This window comes from Paenibacillus sonchi (genome assembly GCF_016772475.1).
Taxonomy (GTDB): domain Bacteria; phylum Bacillota; class Bacilli; order Paenibacillales; family Paenibacillaceae; genus Paenibacillus_AQ; species Paenibacillus_AQ sonchi.
In genome coordinates, this window is sequence record NZ_CP068595.1 from 1,276,761 (window position 1) to 1,293,736 (window position 16,976).

Below are 16,976 nucleotides of genomic sequence, written 5' to 3' on the forward strand. Positions count from 1 at the left end.
GTTTCAAGTTCAAGCTGTACCGTTATTTTTCCAAATCCATTCTATGATCGTCCCGAGCCTCACAGGTAAGGCATCGGATCAACCGGTTTGCCGTCGATCCGCACTTCAAAGTGCAGATGCGGGCCGGTGACGCGGCCGGTTGCACCCGATTCAGCAATGGTCTGACCGCGGGATACCCGTTCGCCCACACTAACCTTGATGCCGCCCTCGCGGATATGGCCGTAGAGTGTCCATACCCCGCCGCCATGGTCAATCACTACCGTATATCCATAGCCGCTCCACCATTCAGCGACAATGACCGTACCGGAATCGGCAGCATGAATGCTTGTCCCTTGCGGAACAGCAAAGTCCGTACCTGTATGCATCTTGCCTACCTCACCGGTCACCGGATGGGTCCGCAGCCCGTATGGGGAAGAAATCCGTGCCGAGCCCACAGGAAGCAGAAATGGCCCATTTCCGCCCGCATATTCAGAGTAGCCTGAGCTGCTGTCCGAGCCGGAGCTGGAGTTTGAACTGCTGCTGGCAGCCCGGGCTTTGGCCGCCGCAGCAGCGGCTGCCGCTCTGCGCGCCGCTTCAGCTTTGGCTGCCGCTGCTTTGCGTGCGGCTTCTTCAGCTTTGATCTGGTCCTTCTTATTCTCCAGCGCAGAGCGTTGGCTGGCCAGCTGCACCAGCTTGGCATCCTGCTCTTCCGTGAGGCCATCCGTCTCCTGGATTTCCTTATCGTAGTAGGCGATCAGCTCCTGCTTCTCCGCCTCCTTCTCTTTTAGCGTGCTCCGCTGGGACTCCAGATCCGTATACAGCTGCTTGGCCTGGGCGTATTGCCCTTCAAGCTCCTGCTTCTTGGTAATAACCGTCTGCTTGTCCAGCTTGTGCTGCACGAGCAGGTCCTGATCCTGGTCGACAATCATCTTGAGGGAATCCGCCCGGTCCAGGAAATCGGAAAAACTGGTGGATGAGAGCAGTACATCCAAATAGGAAACCGCACCGTCAGTATACATCAGGCGGACCCGGGACTCCAGCAGCTTCTCACGGGAAGCCACACGCGCTTCCGCTTCATCGAGTTCGGTGGCCGTAATGTTCAGCGATTTCTCCGTACTGGCGATTTTGCCGGAAATATCCGTCATTTGGCCTTTGACCTGATCAATCTGATCCAGCACGTACTGAAGATTAAGATTCGTTTTGTTCAAATAATGCTTGGCTTCCTGGTTCCGTGAAGCGGCCTTGTCCTGTGCAGCTTTGGCAGCCTGAACCTCCTGCTGCAGCTGTTTCAGCTGCTTGTCGATTTCTGCGACCGTAGTTTTTTTGGCATATCCGTCAGAGGGTTGGAATAGTGTGACAGCCAGCAGCACAGCAGCCAGCCCGGCGGCAATCTTCTTCAACTCGCACTCCCCGTCCTTTGTCTTGTAAGATGGTCATCCTGCAATCGGATCATAGTCTACACTTTGAGGAACTTGCGGATCGATACGGTACTTCCCCATATACCGATCAGCACTCCCAGGCCGACAAGCAGCCCGCAGAGCAGAACCCAGATATCCTGGAAAGGAATCAGCTGCAGCCCCAGCATCGGGTCTCCCTGGACAGAGGACACGAGACTGCTGTAGCCTGCATAAAGCGCCCCCGAGGTAACCAGTGAGCCGATCAGCCCGATCAGCGCTCCTTCAATAAAGAAGGGCCAGCGGATAAAATAATTCGTCGCACCCACCAGCTTCATAATGCCAATCTCCTTGCGGCGGGCAAGGATCGTCACCCGGATCGTATTGGAGATCAGAAACATCGACATGAGTGCCAGTCCCGCTACAAAAATAAATCCGATGTTGCGTACTGCCTTCGTTACCTTGAAGAGCGTTTCCACCGAGCCTTTGCCATAATTCACTTTGTAAATCGGCTTCTCTTCATGAGTCTTGTTAAGCGCTTCTATCTTCTCCGCCACAAACGGAACCGTCGTAGGCTGAATGACTTCCACGAGCAGCTTATCCGGCAGCGGGTTATTATCTTCATCAAAGCCTTCGAGCAGCTCGGCGGCATCCGGCCCCATATCCTCGCGGAATTCCTTCAGCCCCTGCTCCTTGGAGACGAACTCCACCTTGCTGACCTCCGGCATGCTGCCGATCTCATTCTCCAGCGTTTCACGCATCTTCTGGTCGGTATTCAGTGTCAGATGCACGTTGATCTGCACCTGGCTGTCCGCTTTGTCGGCGATAGCGTTGACATTAAGCACAAGCAATATAAAGACACCAAGCACGAATAGGGAGACGACAATGGAAGTGATGGAAGCCACCGACATCCAGCCGTTGCGGAATACGTTTTTGAAGCCTTCCCGCACATGCCGCAAGAAGGTTTTAAAACTCATAACCATATTCCCCTCTCACTTGGTCTCTGACGATATTTCCGTTCTCGATAGCCAGGACCCGCTTGCGCATTTTGTTGACGATATCCCTGTTGTGAGTCGCCATCACAATGGTTGTCCCGCGAAAATTAATTTCGTCCAGCAGCTGCATGATTCCCCACGAGGTTTCAGGGTCCAGGTTGCCGGTAGGCTCGTCCGCAATGATGACAGAAGGGTTGTTGACAATTGCCCGGGCGATTGCAATCCGCTGCTGCTCCCCGCCGGACAGCTGAGAGGGCTCACGGTTCGCCTTGCTGCGCAGGCCCACTAATTCGAGCACTTCAGGAACACGTTTCTTGATCACTTTCTTCGGAGCCTCGATGACCTCCATCGCAAACGCAACATTCTCATAGGCCGTGAGCTTCGGCAGCAGGCGGAAATCCTGGAAGATCACCCCGATATTGCGGCGGACATAGGGAATTTTGCGCGGCTTCAGCTTGCCTATATTGAACCCGCCTACCGAAATTTGTCCTTTGGTTGGCATTTCTTCTCTATAAATTAATTTCATGAACGTTGATTTACCGGCGCCGGACGGTCCGACGACATAGACGAATTCATTGCGGTCAATCTTGACGGATACGCCCTGGAGCGCATGGGTTCCGTTCGAATAGGTCTTCCACACATCCTGCATTTCAATCACTTCATCACTTCCCGATTCTGACATATTCCGCAGCAAACCGCGGAAGTTTCCATAAACTGCATGAATACCGCAGGCGTATCTATTGTAACAAATCCGTAACTGCTTGAGTACCCGAAAGTTTTACCGATATCGCACATATACATAAAAAGCATCTTAAAAACCGAAAAAAAACCCGGTACCGCCACTAGATCTGCATTCTGCAAATTCAGAAACAACCGGGCTGCTACCGGTTCTATCTATTTATATCGGCTGCAAAAGCCATTCATTAAGTCTAGTATTCCTGGCCAGCGCCCCGTCCGCGCAAATCCGCCCAACTGAAGGAGATCTTTCATGAAAAAAATCCATGCCGCCCTCATTGCCCTGATCAGCCTGATTCTGGCCGGCTCCCTTGTAGCCGGAGGACTTCATTTATATGGCAGCCAGCAGACACTCCCCCCAAAAACCCTTGTCGCCGGCTGGGACGTCGGGGGTATGGAAATAGCCGACGTACGTGCGGGACTAGCCACCAGACTGCAGGCGCTCGAGGCGGTTCCTTTGGTGCTGAAGGCAGAGCCTAACACCAAGCTCACGGTTACGCTGCGGCAGGCAGGCATGACGTATGAGGCAGAGGAATTTCTGCAGGGACTGAATACGCTCACCGAAGGCGGACTGCTGGAACGGGTGCGCGCGCGCTGGAGTTTTCCCCGCAGCTGGGAGCTCAGGGCACATCTGGATCTGACACAGCTGCAGAAAAGTCTGAGTCCAGACTGGGAAAAAGAAACCTTTGGCGTCCCCGTTGACGCTGTACGGCGCATCACCGCAGATGACCGTGTGGTATACACGCCTGAGAAGACCACCTATGAGGTAGACTGGCGTGCGTTGGAGCTTGCCCTGCAGGCGGTAGTCCCTCTTACCCTCCACAATGCCGACAGCCTTAAGGGCAAACAGATCATGCTTGAAGTTCCGCTCAGCATCCGGCAGCCGGAGGTCACGCTGAAAATCCTGAAGGAGCAGGGCATTGAGCGAAAAATTTCACAGTTCAGCACCTCCCTCGGGGCAAGCGGCCCCGGCCGCACCTTCAATGTCCAGGCGGCCGCCGCAGCCGTCAACGGCACCCTTCTGCCTCCGGGTGCAGTCTTCGATTACGGCAAGGCCATCCAGAAGGCCCAGGCTGACACCGGCTTCCGGGAAGCACCGGTGATCGTCAACGGCAGGCTGCAGCCTGGGGTAGGCGGAGGGATCTGCCAGGTATCCAGCACGCTGTATAACGCCGCCCTGCGTTCAGGGCTCGAAATCGTGGAGCGGCGCAACCATTCCCTGCCGGTTAATTATCTGCCCAAAGGACAGGATGCTACCTTCTCTGAAGGCAACATCAACTTCCGCTTCCGCAACAACACCGGCAAATCTCTGATTATCCATGCCGCCGTCCAAGGCCGCACCTTAACCGTGAAGCTGTTCGGCACGTTCCCGAAGAATGTCACCTTCCTGGTCCAGTCCCGGACAGTGGAGCTGCTTGCACCCGCCGACAAATATGTGAGTGACCCTTCGCTCCCGCGCGGAGGCACACGGGTGATCCAGAACGGAAAAACCGGCTATATCGTTGAAACTTACATCACCCGGCTCGTTGACGGCAAAGCCGTAGAGAAGAAGCTGCTCTCCCGGGACACCTATTACGCGCAAAAACGCATCATCGCCATCAACCAGGGCGGCATGGGCAAGTCGATCCAGCCCGATTCCCGCAAGCAGCCTCTGGTGGAGGATGGGGTGCGGGGTGATTGCAGCCAATGCGCCTGGCGGCTTCCAGTCAGTATGCTCTACCCTGCATCTCATCAAAAAGGCGGTCAGGACAATCATAGTCCTGCCGCCTTTTTGCCATAAAGATTAACTGGGCAGGGGCTTTCCTCCCCTGCTTTACATTGCGCTTACCTCGGTAACATATGCCCTTTACGATGGAGTGGTATCCTTGAGGCAGATTTGGAATAGAAAGGATGAACTGCTATGAGCTTAATTGCTTCCAATCCATTATCCGCCTTGCTCCGCAGCGCCCCAGCCGTCCCCGCTGCCTATACCTGCCGTGAAACCCTCCGAGTGATGTTCCAGCACCCCGAAGCCAAATGCCTCGTTGTCTGCAATCCAGACCATACGCCGGTTGGTCTCTTGATGTGTGAACGCTTTTTTCTCAAGGTTACCGGACGTTCGGGTATGGAGCTGTTCTACCGGGAATCCGTAACCAGGCTCATGAACCGCAAACCGCTGGCTGTTGACATCTCTACCCCGCCGGAACACGTTCTGAGATCAGCCTTGGAACGTCCTGAAGCGATGAGGAACGACTGCATTATCGTTACGGAGGAAGGAGTTTTTGCCGGTGTGGTGTATGTTTCTGACCTGACACGGGAGCAGCATTAACTCCCCCAAGTGCGTACCCAGTGAAGCTTTGTACACCCCCTTTTGCCTTCCTCACCGTCTCCCCTTTGCCCTTCCATCCACTCAGTCTGCCCGGACCCGGCTGCTGCTCTTCCGCTTCTCCATTCCTCCTGCCAGCCTCAGCCCCGCTATTAGAATAACGTATCCGGAGACATGTCAATTCTCCAATATCCGCTCACTTTCTTCAGCTTCACCACTACGCTTTGGTTCGTCCCTTGATCCGGCACACTTAACTCAAAAACAGCAGCGGTTGCAGTCTTCGAAACCATACGTGCTGTCGCCTTATCATACTGCATTGAGTTGCCTATATCGGTGTTCACTTGCGCCATTCTTCCGTTCTGCTCCAAAAACTGTGTCTGCACATAAAACGCAGCGGCATTGTGCGTGTAGGCGCGTTTGACGTAATTCATCAGCTGCTGCCTGCTCCCAATATCACTGGAGAGATAACGGTACTCCGTCCCTTTATATTGAAACGTTTCCGGTTGGAACGTCACGCCGCCGCGACTGGTATATGTATACAGCTTCTTGGCGTGAACCAGGAGCGGGATCACACTTTTCACCGTTAGATTGTTAATCGTTGCCGGACCTTCCTTGCCCGGTGCGGATACCGCTACCGCCTTTACACCTTCAACTCCAAAAGCTGGCGAAGCCGCGAACGCTCCGCTCCCCGCCGATACCAGACCCAGTGAAAGAGCGAGTGAGCTGAGCAGCATTTTTTTGTTCATTATCATTTCCTCCTTATAATTGTGCGATAAGTACTCTATACCTTACTGCAGCTTTTAAGCTAAAATACCCAATTCTCTACAGGGTCAAAACAGGATTACGGCAGAAAAAAATAATAAAGCTCCGCCTCCCCACAAATCGCGAAAAAAATATGACGGACATTCTGTGGGGGCTGCTACATTATATTTATATGTCTACAAAGCAAAAAAACAAGTAGAATATAAGAATGATGAGCGTTGGCAAAGCATCCAAAATAAAACACATCAGATATCTTCACGATACAATGACTTTTTAATGCTTCTGCTTGCAACCGTGATGATCATTTCATTGTTTGTTGACATTACGCTTAGCTTAGATCGCGCTCTATTGTTTGCTTTTCTTGCAATATCCTTCCGTAATGTAGTGGATTTAGTTACACTAAAATTCTTTGATACCAGACTGTAGAATCCTTTCGAGGTAATTCGAGAGACTTCTACAATATATATCTATTTTGTGCTGTGCTATTATTGGGCTGAATAGAAAGGAGAGAATAAAATGGCTTTGATCGAATGCAAATTTTATTCGGATGTACTGGGACTGAGCACCTCCATGACGGTAATTCTGCCGCAGCAGACCACCACCCAGATTGGCATGAGCAATGTTACTAAAGGAGAACTGCACCCGACACTCTATTTGCTGCATGGCCTGTCGGATGACGACTCGATCTGGCTCCGCCGCACTTCTATTGAGCGCTATGTCGCACAAATGGGGATTGCGGTGGTGATGCCGCAGGTGCACCGGGGCTTTTATACGGATATGGCCGAGGGAGGCCGGTATTGGACCTTTATCAGTGAAGAGCTGCCTGCGCTGGCCCGTTCATTCTTCCCCCTGTCCCCCAAACGCGAGGATACCTTTGTGGCCGGGCTGTCGATGGGCGGCTATGGGGCGTTCAAGCTGGGACTGCGCAAGCCTGACACTTTTGCGGCGGCGGCAAGTCTGTCGGGAGCGCTCGATATGGTACACCATTCCTTGAACTGGGAGGACCCAACTAAGAAGAGTCCTGAGTACGAACGGATTTTTGGCAAACATAGCATAAAAGACACTCCGGATGATCTGCTGTGGCTGCTAAAAGAGGCCGACCGGGCCAAGGGGCCTAAACCGCTGCTCTACCAGTGCTGCGGAACGGAAGATTTCCTCTATGAGGACAACCAAACCTTCCGCAAGGCCTGTGCCAAGACATCGCTGTCCTTAACCTACGAGGAAGGTCCGGGCGAACATGAATGGGGTTATTGGGATACCAAAATACGTGATGTGCTGGCCTGGCTGCCGCTAGAAAAATAAGGGCAGGTTTAGCCTGAGGTGTACGCACCGCAAGTCTAAGGTGGACGCGCAGCTAGCTAAGGTGAATGCACAACAAGTTAAGGTGGACGCGCAGCTAGCTAAGGTGGCGCACGACAAGCTAAGTCCTGTAGAACTTAGCTTGTTGTGGAACCTCTCATTTCCTCAAATTGCCCGCCTACGCAGAATTCAAAGGTACCTTTGGTGCCAAGCAGTTTATGTAAGGAGAGTACCTGTCTTCTTGGCGCTTCGTTAGCTGGTTAGATGGAAAAAGTATCATTAATTGGCTTGAGCATCAAGCAACTCGACTGGTTAAGTGGAAAAAGTATCACTATTTCAGCATATTTCGCTCCGGATATGGGAATATTGCAGAATGAAGTTCCCTTATTCCACTTATTCCTCGGAAATGTTGATTTCTGAGGATTTTAAGTTTCCTTTTTCCACTCCCGGGTTTCCGACAACGGCAGTTCCGCCGTAGTCTCCGGACAGACTTTCTATATCATAAAAAAACTGTCCTCCCACATCCGGTGATGCGGTGAAAGACAGTTTTTTGTTCATTTCGGCAATCTATCCAGCCGTATATCCAGCAATCTATTCAGAATCTATCCAGCAATCTGATCAGCAGTCTATTATAGCCAATCGGCCTATTTTACCGGATAGTATTTACGTGCTGCGCAATCCACTCACTGGCCTCGTTCAAGGCTGCCTCTGCCCGCTCAATCGCTGCCTTCACTTGCACCGTAGCCGTACCGCCATAGACGTTGCGGGCGTTCACCACAGCCTCCGGCTGCAGCACAGCGTAGATCTGCTCGTCAAACAGCGGGGAGAACTGCTTGAACTCCTCCAGCGTCAGATCCAGCAGGAATTTGCCTTCGTTAATGCAGTACAGCACCGTCTTGCCGATGACCTCATGCGCCTGGCGGAAAGGCAGACCTTTGCCTACCAGGAAGTCAGCGATATCTGTCGCATTGGAGAAGTCCGTATTGACAGCCTCACGCATCCGGCTCTTGTTCACCTTCATCGTAGAGATCATTGGCGCGAACAGCTGGAGTGCCCCTGTAAGGGTGGCTACGGTGTCGAACATGCCTTCCTTGTCTTCCTGCATGTCTTTGTTGTATGCCAGCGGCAGGGACTTGAGCACCGTCAGCAGGCCGATCAGGTTGCCGTAGACACGGCCCGTTTTGCCCCGCACCAGCTCCGGCACATCCGGGTTCTTCTTCTGCGGCATAATGCTGCTGCCTGTGCAGAAGGCATCGTCCAGCTCCACGAAGCTGAACTCCGTGCTGCTCCACAGCACCAGTTCTTCACTCAGCCGGGAGAGGTGGGTCATCACCAGTGCCGCGTTGGCCAGAAATTCGACGATGAAATCCCGGTCGCTGACTGCATCCAGACTATTCTCATAGACACCGTCGAACCCGAGCTGTTCCGCTACGAAATGACGGTCAATCGGGAAGGTGGTCCCCGCAAGCGCCCCTGCTCCCAGCGGCAGCACATTGATCCGCTTGTAGCTGTCCGTCAGACGCTCCGCATCGCGGCGGAACATGGACACGTAAGCCAGCAGGTGATGAGCGAACAGGATCGGCTGGGCACGCTGCAGATGCGTGTAGCCCGGAACGATCGTATCCACGTTGTCTTTGGCTTGGCCGATCAGCGCTTCCTGCAGCTCTTGCAGCAGAGCTACCAGTTCGACCACCCGATTGCGCAAGTACAGGTGCATGTCCGTAGCCACCTGGTCGTTGCGGCTGCGCCCGGTGTGCAGCTTGCCGCCGACCGGGCCAATCTCCTCGATCAGATTCTTTTCGATATTCATATGAATATCTTCATCTGCCACGGAAAAAACAATCTCCCCCGCACGGACCTTGCCGAGCACCTTGTTCAGTCCATTCTTGATCGTCTCTACATCTTCCTGCGGCAGGATGCCGCATTTGCCCAGCATGGTGACATGAGCCAAACTGCCCTGCACATCCTCTTCAGCAAGTACTTTATCGAATCCGATGGAAGCCGTATATTCCTCCACGAGTTTGTTCGTTCCTTTGGTAAAACGTCCGCCCCACAGCTTGCTCACCTGTTGTATCCTCCTTTATTGACGCTAGAAGGGCCGCCCCTGTCCTGACGGGAGGAACGGCCTTCAGCGGTCTGGTTATGTTATTTGTTCGATTCTGCTACGCCCGCCGAAACCTTCAGACGCAGGGCATTCAGGCGGATAAAGCCTGTAGCATCCCCTTGATCATAGGCCTGGGTCGGATCTGCTTCCATAGTAGCAATTTCCGGATTGTACAGGCTGACCGGAGACTTTACGCCGGCTCCGATAATGTTGCCTTTGTACAGCTTGACGCGCACGGTACCGGTAACGTTCTTCTGGCTTTCCTTCACCAGCGCCTGCAGCGCAAGGCGTTCAGGCGCGAACCAGAAGCCGTTGTACACAAGTGTGCTGTAGCGGGTAATCAGGCTGTCGCGCAGGTTCATCACTTCGCGGTCCATCGTGATGGACTCCATTTTGCGGTGGGCGGTGAACAGGATGGTTCCGCCTGGCGTTTCGTACACGCCGCGGCTCTTCATGCCGACAAAACGGTTCTCCACCATATCCACGCGTCCAATGCCATGCTTGCCGCCCAGCTCGTTCAGCTTCTCCATGACCTGCAGTGGAGATAGCGGCTCGCCATTCAGTGCGACACAATCTCCCTTAAGGAATTCCAGCTCCAGGTATTCCGGCTGATCCGGGGCATCCTCCGGCGCGTTGCTGAGAAGGAACATTCCCTTGTTCTCCGGTGCGCTTGGATCGAACCACGGATCTTCCAGCACGCCGCTCTCGTAGCTGATGTGCAGCAGGTTGCGGTCCATGGAATACGGTTTGGCCGCCGAGGCCTGAACCGGAATGCCGTTCGCTTCCGCATAGGCGATCATTTCCGCCCGGCCGGGGAACTGGCTGCGGAACTCTTCGAGCCGCCAAGGCGCAATCACCTTGATGCTTGGCGACAAGGCCGCCGCATTCAGTTCGAAGCGCACCTGGTCATTCCCTTTGCCGGTTGCCCCGTGGGCAATAGCCGTCGCGCCTTCCGCGATGGCGATGTCCACCATACGCTTTGCAATCAGCGGACGGGCGATGCTTGTGCCGAGCAGGTATTGGCCTTCATACAAAGCGCCCGACTGGAACATCGGGTAGATGAAGTCGCTCGCGAATTCGTCGCGGAGGTCATCGATGTAGACCTTCGATGCGCCGGTTGCGAGGGCTTTTTCCTCCAGACCGTCCAGCTCTTCCTTCTGGCCGATATCAGCTGTAAAAGCAATAATCTCCGCATCATAGGTTTCTTTCAGCCATTTCAGGATGACCGAGGTATCTAGCCCGCCGGAGTAGGCGAGTACGATTTTTTCTTTTGGCATGGGGGTGCGACTTCCTTTCATGTGGGGGGTATAAGATCAACTGCTAACCTATAATCGGCCTTTGGACGTCACTACAGAGAATGTTTGGACTTCCGGCCGCTGTTGTCTCCAGATGTTTCTGATTATACCGCTTTGCGGATAACATCCGGAGACAAAGGCGGACGCTGTCGCTCCTACAGTTCCAAACTTCTCCTTCGTTCCTTCTTGCCCCATTATTTATTACAGTTCATCTTATATAATGTTTTATATAATATAAGACCAAGCAAGAGCCTTGCCTGATTTGCATGACCAATCCTGATTTACTCCAGATCGCTGAATACTCTTAGCTATAGCTTAGCCCGTGAATACGGTCCTTAGCCCATCAATGCCGCCATCAGCGCTTTCTGCGCATGCAGGCGGTTCTCGGCCTGGTCGAAGATGACCGAATTCGGGCCGTCGATCACGCCGGTGCTGACCTCTTCCTCACGGTGAGCCGGCAGGCAGTGCAGGAACAGGTAGTCGCTCTTTGCGCCTTTGACCAGCTCTTCGTTGACCTGATAATCCTTGAACGCGGCCTCACGCGCGAGCTGCTCGGCTTCAAAGCCCATGCTCGCCCAGACATCTGTGTAGATTACATCAGCGTCCTGTACGGCTTCCTGCGGGCTGCGGGTAACCACGATTACCGCTCCGGTTTCCTTGGCAATCTCACGCGCCTCCGCAACGACAGCCGCATCGGGCTCATAGCCCTCCGGTCCGGCAACCGAGACATGCACACCCAGCTTGGCACCGCCGATCAGCAGGGAATGCGCCATGTTGTTGCCATCGCCGATGTAGGCCAGCTTCAGGCCCTTCAGCTTGCCTTTATGCTCGTAGACGGTCTGGTAATCAGCCAGCACCTGGCACGGATGGGCCAGATCACTCAGTCCGTTGATGACGGGCACCGAAGCATAACGGGCCAGATCCTCTACTTTGTCATGGCCGAAGGTGCGGATCATAATGCCGTCCAGATAACGGGACATGACCTGCGCCGTATCGCCGACGGTTTCGCCGCGTCCGAGCTGAATGTCATTTTTGCTCAGGAACAGCGCATGCCCGCCGAGCTGGTACATGCCCACTTCAAACGACACGCGTGTGCGGGTCGAGGATTTTTCAAAAATAAGCCCAATCGTCTTGCCCTTCAGCGGCTGATAGACCTCCCCGCTCTTTTGCTTCCGCTTCAGCTCAATCGCCAAATCAATCAAATACGTGATTTCCTCCGGGCTGTAGTCGTTCAGCTCCAGCAAATCACGGCCTTTGAGCTGCTGCGCGATTTGTTGTGCACCGCTTTTCACTTCCTGGCTCATGAACCTGCCTCCCACTTTTCATTGTTAGCATAAGTATGAATGAGTTCCGAAAGGATGTCCACCGCCTGGTGGATCTCATCGGCGCTTACATACAGGTTAGGCAGCAGCCGAATGACGTTGGGTCCGGCCTGCACGAACAGCAGCCCGCGCTTTTGTCCGGCCAATACAATATCTCCTACCGGTGCCGCGCACTCGATGCCAATGAGCAGGCCTTTGCCGCGGATCTCCTTCACAAACGGCGTATCCGCCAGCTTGTCTCCGAGCAGTCCCTTCAGGTATCCTCCCATGTCGGCAGCACGCTGCGCCAGATTATCTTCCAGCATCGTTTCGATCGTCGCTTCCATTACGGCTGCGGCCAGCGGCGTTCCGCCGAAGGTGGACGCATGGCTGCCTGGACTGAACGCCTCACGCAGGTATCCCTTGCCCAGCATAACGCCTGCCGGGAAGCCGCTGGCCACCCCCTTGGCCAAGGTGAAAATATCCGGCTCAATGCCGTAATGCTGATGCGCAAACAGCTTGCCCGTACGTCCCATGCCGGTCTGCACTTCATCCACGATCAGCAGCAGCCCGTGCTCTTTGCACAGCTCAACCACCGCAGCCAGGAATTCCTGCCGCACCTCCAGCACGCCGCCTTCGGCGAGGACCATCTCCAGCATAATTGCTGCGGTGTTCCCGGAGATTGCAGCCTTCAGCGCCGGGAGATCGTGCAGCGGCACAGTCTTGAAGCCTGCCGGAAGCGGCAGGAAGCCTTCTTTTACCTTTTGCTGTCCGGTAGCCGTCAGTGTGGCCAGAGTACGTCCATGGAAGGACTGCTCGAACGTAATCACTTCATAGCGGCCCGTTCCCTTCACCTTCTGGTGATAACGGCGCGCCAGCTTGATCGCCGCTTCATTCGCTTCCGCCCCGCTATTGCAAAAGAACACCTGATCTGCACAGCTGTTCGCTGTAAGCAGCGCAGCCACCCGGTCCTGTCCAGGAATGTGGAACAGGTTCGAGACATGCCACAGCGTATCAATCTGCGCCTTCAGCTTCGCGCCAACCTTCTCCGGTGCGTGTCCCAGACTCGTTACGGCCAGGCCGCACATAAAGTCCAGGTACTTGTTGCCCTGATCATCCCACACCCAGCTGCCCTTGCCCTTAACCAGACTGATGTCGTATCTGGCGTAGGACGGGAATACCGCACTCAGCTTGGCAGGAGCAGCCTCCTGAACCCCTGTTTCTACTGAACGGTCCTGCGGTGCCCCTGTCAAAGAATCTTTGTCCGCTTGCGTAAGCTCACTCATTCTTAGTCACTCTCCCACCATGCTGCTTCCGGTATTCCCGTCAGCGCTTGTTATTTTATAAGTTGAACTTTAGTTTTACATTGTGGCGTATGGTCGTAACTACGGGGAATGTTTGGACTTCCAGCCGCTGTTGTCCCCAGATTTCTTGATTGAACCGCCTGCCACGGTTGAAATCCGGTGACAAAGGCGGACGCATTCGCTCTTCCAGTTCCAAACTTCCCCTCCGCACTTCTACCCTCTTATGAATTTTTTAGTTCATCTTATTAGTTACGAACCAATAATCCGTGTTCCCAGTTTTTCCCCTGCAGCACCCGGCTAAGCACCCGGGGCTCCTTGCCGTCAACAATGACGACTTCGGACACACTGCCCTGGATACAATCGATCGCGGCACGTACTTTTGGAATCATCCCGCCGTAAATTTCGCCATTTTTGATTAAGTCTTCGATCTGCCCTACCGTCACAGACGGAAGCACGGTTTTGCGTCCGTCCAGGGTGCGCATAATGCCCGGCACATCCGTGACCACAATCATTTGGGGCGACCCGATAAAAGAAGCCACCGCACCCGCCGCCGTATCCGCATTAATATTGTAGCGCTGGCCCCCGGCATCTATGCCGATCGGCGCAATCACAGGGATATAGCCCATCGCCAGAACACCCGCCACAATTTCTGCATTGACCTCAGTCACTTCACCGACCAGCCCCACCTCACCGCTATTGGCAACCAGCCGGGCCGTAATCAGCCGCCCATCCACACCGGATAAGCCGAGCGCCTGCCCTCCACTGCCTTGAATCCTTCGGACAATCGCCTTGTTGATGCTCCCCGCCAGCGTCATTTCCACCACATCCAGCACTTCCTCGGTCGTCACCCGCAAGCCGTTCACAAAGCTGCTCTCAATGCCAAGCTTCTCCAGATTGCCGGAAATCGCCGGTCCGCCGCCATGCACAATAACAGGCCGGGCACCGCTCAGCTGCAGCTCCCGCAAATCGTCAAAAAATGAATCCGGAAGCGCCGCCAGCGTACTGCCGCCACATTTCATAACGAACAGTCCGCCAGCCTTATGATTCTCAACAGGTTCAAAAGTCATAGTATCGGTACCCTCCCAGTAAGCTCAGCCCCAGCCGTGAATCAGGTACGGTATGCGGCATTAATGCGCACATAATCATACGTCAGATCGCAGCCCCAGGCGGTAGCCTTGCCTTCTCCGTCAGCTAAAGCTACGGTAATCCGCACGGTATCGCTTTTTTGCAAATAATGCAGAGCCTGCTCCTCATCAAAAGCTACCGGACGCGACTGCCTCAGCACCTCGATTCCGCCAAGTGAGATATCTACCCGTTCCGGGGATACCGGCACTCCTGCGCGCCCTACCGCCGCAATAATTCTGCCCCAGTTGGCATCCGCACCAAAAATCGCAGATTTCACAAGACTGGAGCCGACCACTGTCTTGGCAATCGCCGCCGCAGCCTCATCATGCACTGCACCGTCAATCTGCACTTCAATCAGCTTCGTCGCTCCTTCGCCGTCACGGGCAATCGCCATAGCCAGACTCTTGCAGACATGTGTGAACGCAGCGGCAAAAGCATCCCAGTCCGCATGCAGCCGCGTCAGCTTTTCATTCCCGGCCAGCCCGCTAGCCATCGTCACCAGCATGTCATTGGTGCTTGTATCTCCGTCTACCGTAATCATATTAAAAGTAGTGTTGGTCGCAGTACGCAGCAGACTGAGCAGATCCTCGCCGTCAATCACAGCATCCGTGGTCATGAAGCCCAGCATAGTCGCCATATTGGGATGAATCATCCCCGAACCTTTGGCAGCTCCGGCGATGGTAACTTCCGCTTCACCGACCTTTACTGTGACGCAGCATTCTTTTTTGACCAGATCTGTTGTTAAAATAGCCTGGCAGAACTCTTCCGCCCCGGCGGCTCCTCCATCCAGCTTCTCCGGCAGTCCGGCAATGCCGCTGCGCACACGGTCCATCTTCAGCAGTTCGCCGATTACACCGGTAGAAGCAACCGCGACGTCCAATTCATTCACCCCAAGCCCGCGGGCAGCGGCAGCACGCATTTCATAAGCATCGGCTTCGCCCTGTTCGCCGGTACAGGCATTGGCATTCCCGCTGTTCACGATGACCGCCTGCAGCGTCCCGTTCGCCAGACTCTCCCGCGTCACCTTCAGCGGCGCAGCCTGGAATACATTCGTTGTATAGACCGCAGCCGCTATCGCAGGCACCTCACAGAGAATTGCCGCCAGGTCGTTGCGCTCTGTTTTTTTGAGTCCGCAGTGCAGTCCGCCAGCCGTAAACCCCCTAGGGGTTGTGACACTTCCGCCCTCAACGACGGTAAAAACCTGTTTCTCACTCATGATATTGTTGACCGCTGAAGCTTAAGGATACACAGGTGTGTAACCAAGACCGCGGGTTTCCTCCCATCCCATCATCAAATTCAGGTTCTGAATCGCTTGCCCGGCTGCGCCTTTAACAATATTGTCAATGACGGATACAACCGTTACCCGTCCTGTACGGGCATCCGCGGCAAAACCGATATCACAATAATTGGAGCCGCTGACCTCTTTGGTGGCTGGAAGCACACCCGCATCACGAACCCGCACATAAGGGCGTCCTGCATAATACTTACGGTATAAGTCCACAAAATCCTGCTCGCTGTACCCGCCGCTCATCCCGGCATACATCGTGCTCATAATTCCCCGGGTCATCGGCACCAGATGCGTAGTGAACGTCACCGTCACCTTTTCTCCGGCGATCTTCGTCAGGGTCTGCTCAATCTCGGGAATGTGCTGATGCTTGTTGACCTTGTAGGCTTTGAAATTCTCGTTGATCTCGGCAAAATGGACCGTTAGACTAGTTCCCCTCCCTGCGCCGGATACACCCGATTTGGCATCAATTATAATGCTGTCAGGTTTAATCCAGCCAGCCTGCAGCGCCGGAACCAGGCCCAGCAGCGTAGCTGTCGGATAACAGCCCGGATTCGAGACAAAATCCACTCCAGCCGCACGCTCCCCGAACACCTCGCATAATCCGTATACAGCCTGCTGCAGATACGCTTCAGGCGGAGCCGGATGCTTATACCACTGCTCATACTCCGCGCCGTCCTTCAGCCGAAAGTCACCGGACAGATCAACCACCTTCAGTCCTGCCTCCAGCAGCTGCGGCACCAGCTTGGCACTTACCCCCGAAGGCGTTGCAGTGAACACCACATCTGCCCTCCCGGCGATCTCCGCCGCGTCCACTCCATCCAGATTGCGCTGCACAATCCCCGTTAAATGCGGAAAACCCTCCTCAATAGGCGCACCGGCGCTTGAAGAAGAAATCACTGAAGTAATCTCTATATCAGGGTGGCCCTGCAGCAGCCTGATCAGCTCCACGCCCCCATATCCCGTTGATCCCACAATTGCCGCTCTCAGCTTATCAGTCACAGTCATCCCCGCTTCCTGCTTTTCATAAATTAATGAATACCGCTCTTGGAAATATGTATTATTATACGACTGAATTAATATAAATACAACA

The 16,976-nt window shown here is 54.3% G+C and carries 13 protein-coding genes and 1 pseudogene; 3 read left to right on the forward strand and 11 right to left on the reverse strand.

Annotation, left to right across the window (positions count from 1 at the left end):
- Positions 1-59: 59 nt before the first annotated feature.
- Genes JI735_RS05940 through ftsE form a run of 3 tightly spaced genes read right to left on the reverse strand, consistent with a single transcriptional unit; the run spans position 60 to position 3,026 of the window.
- Positions 60-1,379 (reverse strand): murein hydrolase activator EnvC family protein, encoded by a 1,320-nt coding sequence (locus JI735_RS05940; RefSeq protein ID WP_202677162.1) that lies wholly within the window; start codon positions 1,377-1,379, stop codon positions 60-62.
- 56 nt (positions 1,380-1,435) lie between these two features.
- Positions 1,436-2,350, reverse strand: coding sequence for a permease-like cell division protein FtsX (ftsX, locus tag JI735_RS05945; protein ID WP_039834828.1), 915 nt, complete (start codon positions 2,348-2,350; stop codon positions 1,436-1,438).
- Positions 2,340-3,026, reverse strand: a complete 687-nt coding sequence (gene ftsE / locus JI735_RS05950) for a cell division ATP-binding protein FtsE (RefSeq protein WP_039834830.1) — start codon at positions 3,024-3,026, stop codon at positions 2,340-2,342. Before ftsE ends, ftsX begins: the two co-directional genes overlap by 11 nt.
- A 330-nt stretch (positions 3,027-3,356) precedes the next feature.
- Here ftsE and JI735_RS05955 point away from each other — a divergent pair, with 330 nt between their 5' ends.
- Both JI735_RS05955 and JI735_RS05960 read left to right on the forward strand, forming a co-directional pair.
- The gene (locus JI735_RS05955; RefSeq protein ID WP_202677170.1) at positions 3,357-4,883 is read left to right on the forward strand and encodes a VanW family protein; all 1,527 of its coding nucleotides are present in this window, start codon (positions 3,357-3,359) and stop codon (positions 4,881-4,883) included.
- Positions 4,884-5,003: 120 nt separating this feature from the next.
- A complete protein-coding gene (locus JI735_RS05960; protein WP_157771342.1) occupies positions 5,004-5,411 on the forward strand; it encodes a CBS domain-containing protein in 408 nt (135 codons plus the stop codon).
- A 149-nt stretch (positions 5,412-5,560) separates the two neighbouring features.
- On the opposite strand, the gene JI735_RS05965 is transcribed toward JI735_RS05960, so the two are convergent.
- Positions 5,561-6,154 carry a DL-endopeptidase inhibitor IseA family protein gene (locus JI735_RS05965; protein ID WP_039834825.1) on the reverse strand — a complete coding sequence of 198 codons (594 nt, stop codon included), beginning with the start codon at positions 6,152-6,154 and terminating at the stop codon, positions 5,561-5,563.
- Positions 6,155-6,686: 532 nt separating this feature from the next.
- On the opposite strand from JI735_RS05965, the gene JI735_RS05970 reads away from it, so the two are divergent.
- The gene (locus JI735_RS05970; protein WP_039834824.1) at positions 6,687-7,472 is read left to right on the forward strand and encodes an alpha/beta hydrolase; all 786 of its coding nucleotides are present in this window, start codon (positions 6,687-6,689) and stop codon (positions 7,470-7,472) included.
- 646 nt (positions 7,473-8,118) lie between these two features.
- Here the strand turns inward: JI735_RS05970 and argH are convergent.
- The 7 genes and pseudogenes from argH to argC form a co-directional block, all read right to left on the reverse strand.
- Positions 8,119-9,534, reverse strand: coding sequence for an argininosuccinate lyase (gene argH, locus JI735_RS05980; RefSeq protein ID WP_039834823.1), 1,416 nt, complete (start codon positions 9,532-9,534; stop codon positions 8,119-8,121).
- 80 nt (positions 9,535-9,614) lie between these two features.
- Entirely contained in the window at positions 9,615-10,850 is a 1,236-nt protein-coding gene (locus JI735_RS05985) for an argininosuccinate synthase (RefSeq protein WP_039834822.1), read from the reverse strand.
- Between the two features lie 353 nt (positions 10,851-11,203).
- Positions 11,204-12,172 (reverse strand): ornithine carbamoyltransferase, encoded by a 969-nt coding sequence (gene argF, locus JI735_RS05990; protein WP_039834821.1) that lies wholly within the window; start codon positions 12,170-12,172, stop codon positions 11,204-11,206.
- A complete protein-coding gene (locus JI735_RS05995; protein WP_233476271.1) occupies positions 12,169-13,455 on the reverse strand; it encodes an aspartate aminotransferase family protein in 1,287 nt (428 codons plus the stop codon). The genes argF and JI735_RS05995 overlap by 4 nt, the downstream gene beginning before the upstream one ends.
- Before the next feature lie 267 nt (positions 13,456-13,722).
- Positions 13,723-14,540 (reverse strand): annotated as a pseudogene (gene argB / locus JI735_RS06000) (acetylglutamate kinase).
- A 41-nt stretch (positions 14,541-14,581) separates the two neighbouring features.
- Complete coding sequence (gene argJ / locus JI735_RS06005) at positions 14,582-15,814, reverse strand: bifunctional glutamate N-acetyltransferase/amino-acid acetyltransferase ArgJ (RefSeq protein ID WP_039834815.1); 1,233 nt, start codon at positions 15,812-15,814, stop codon at positions 14,582-14,584.
- A 21-nt stretch (positions 15,815-15,835) separates the two neighbouring features.
- Complete coding sequence (gene argC / locus JI735_RS06010) at positions 15,836-16,891, reverse strand: N-acetyl-gamma-glutamyl-phosphate reductase (RefSeq protein WP_039834814.1); 1,056 nt, start codon at positions 16,889-16,891, stop codon at positions 15,836-15,838.
- Between the last annotated feature and the right edge of the window lie 85 nt (positions 16,892-16,976).